The 1,748-nt window shown below is 65.3% G+C and carries 2 pseudogenes; both read left to right on the top strand.

The features are described from left to right. A pseudogene (locus EN879_RS40785) lies at positions 1–113 on the top strand (HPr family phosphocarrier protein); the annotation flags it as partial. Then, positions 97–1,682 (top strand): annotated as a pseudogene (ptsP, locus tag EN879_RS34690) (phosphoenolpyruvate--protein phosphotransferase). The pseudogenes EN879_RS40785 and ptsP, both read left to right, overlap by 17 nt. Positions 1,683–1,748 lie beyond the last annotated feature (66 nt).

The following is a 1,748-nucleotide window of genomic DNA, read 5'->3' as shown; positions in this document are numbered from 1 at the left end:
CCGTGCTGCACATCAGGGCCAGCGGTGACGGCGCCAATGATGCCGTCGACGCGTTGGTCGAACTGGTGCGGCGCGATTTCGACGAAGGCGCGGACCATGTCCGAACCGCTTAGACTGCAAGGCATTTCGGCCTCGGCCGGCTATGCCGAGGGCCACTGTTCGACCTCGACCAGACTGTCGTATCCTATGTCGGCAAAGAAACAGCCGACGACGAGAAGGCCGCGCTCGAAGCCGCAATCGCCGTCGCGACAAGCCGTCTCACCGCATTGAGCGAGATGGCCGAGGGCGATGCCGCCGACATTCTCGAGTTTCAGATCGCCATGCTGCAAGACGATGCGCTGAGCAGCCCGGCCTTTGCCGCGATCCGCACCGGCCTGCCAGCCGACAAAGCCTGGCGGCAAGCGCTTGATACCGAGATTGCCGGCTACGACGCGTCAGACCAGGATTATTTCCGCGCACGGGCCGCCGACATACGCGATATCAGGGACCAGGTGCTGCGGGCGCTGTCCGAGGATGGCGACGTCCAGGCGCCAACCGGCGCCATCCTCTACGGCTGGGATATCGCGCCGACGCGTTTTCTCGAAACCGACTGGAGCCGCGGCGGCGGCATCGCACTGAAGGCGGGCAGCACCGCCAGCCACGTCGCCATGCTGGCGCGTTCGCGCGGCGTGCCGATGGTTGTCGGGTTGGGCACTTCGCTGGCTCGTCTAACCGGCACAGCGCTGCTCGACGCCGAACATGGCGGCATTGTGCTGTCACCCTCCAAGACTGAAATCGCTGCTTTTCGCCAATCGTCCTCATCATTCCGGGCGCGCAGCGACCGGGCCGGGACGTTCCTGGCGCGACCGGCGGTGACCAAGGCCGGCACGGCGGTGCGCGTGCAGGTCAACATCGCCGACCCGTCCGATGTCGACCTCATCGACATTACGACCTGCGACGGAGTCGGGTTGATGCGCACCGAATTCCTGTTCGGCAAGACGCTGCCGGATGAGGAGACGCAGTATCGCGCCTATCGCAAGGTGCTGGAGTGGGCCGGTGAAAAACCGGTGACGATCCGCACCGTTGACGCCGGCGGCGACAAGCCGGTGCCCGGCTTTACGGTCGAGGAGAGCAATCCGTTTCTCGGCCTGCGCGGGATCAGGCTGTCGCTGGCAAGACCCGAGGTGTTTCGTGTACAGATCCGGGCGCTGCTGCGCGCCGCTGTCCATGGCAGCCTGAAAGTGATGTTCCCTATGATCGCCATTGTGGAGGAATACCGACAGACAGCGGCGATGTTCGCCGAAGAGCAGACTGCACTTGCCGCACGCGGCGTCGCACACAACATGCCGCCGCTCGGCATCATGGTCGAAGTGCCTTCGGTGGCGATCGTACCGGAAGCCTTTACCGATGCCGCCTTCTTCTCGATCGGCTCCAATGATCTCACCCAGTATGTCATGGCGGCCGCCCGCGACAACGCTGCCGTGGCGCATCTCAATTCGGTCCGTCATCCGGCCGTGCTGCGGCTGATCGCTGCCGTGACGGCGTTTGGCCAGCGGGAAGAGATCCCGGTCAGCCTGTGCGGCGATGCAGCCGGCGATCCAGCCTCGATCCCGTCACTGGTCGAGGCCGGCCTGCGCGATCTGTCCGTCGCGCCGGCGCAACTCGCCATGGCCAAGGCGGCCGTCGCGGACGTTTCTGTCTAGGCGCGGCCGGCATGGTCGACAGGACACCCGAACCCGGTTCCGAAGAGGCGATCCGCGCCTACAAGA

It is taken from the genome of Mesorhizobium sp. M7A.F.Ca.AU.002.02.1.1, assembly GCF_003998535.1.
Taxonomy (GTDB): Bacteria; Pseudomonadota; Alphaproteobacteria; order Rhizobiales; family Rhizobiaceae; genus Mesorhizobium; species Mesorhizobium ciceri.
The sequence above is the reverse complement of the archived record's forward strand: the minus strand, read 5'-3'. Positions and strand labels throughout refer to the sequence as shown.